At 58.7% G+C, this 426-nt stretch carries 1 rRNA gene; it reads right to left on the reverse strand.

Features of this window, described 5'->3' with window-relative positions:
• Nucleotides 1–426 (reverse strand): 16S ribosomal RNA (locus CIL05_RS22465); the annotation flags it as partial.

Below are 426 nucleotides of genomic sequence, written 5' to 3' on the forward strand. Positions count from 1 at the left end.
TGTGCGAACCGTCCATTCCTTTGTGTTTTAACCTTGCGACCGTACTCCTAAGGCGGTCTGCTTATCGCGTTAGCTGCGCCACCGAAAGACTAAGACTCCCGACGGCTAGCACACATCGTTTACGGCGTGGACTACTAGGGTATCTAATCCTGTTTGCTCCCCACGCTTTCGCGTCTCAGCGTCAGAAACGGCCCAGCGAGCCGCTTTCGCCACCGGTGTTCCACCCAATATCTACGAATTTCACCTCTACACTGGGTATTCCACCCTCCTCTCCCGGTCTCCAGCCACGCAGTCCCGGATGCCGTTCCGGGGTTGAGCCCCGGGCTTTCACACCCGACACGCGCGGCCGCCTACACGCTCTTTACGCCCAGTGATTCCGAGTAACGCTTGCACCCTCCGTATTACCGCGGCTGCTGGCACTCTGAG

The organism is Virgibacillus profundi, assembly GCF_002287375.1.
GTDB lineage: Bacteria > Bacillota > Bacilli > Bacillales > Amphibacillaceae > Virgibacillus_K > Virgibacillus_K profundi.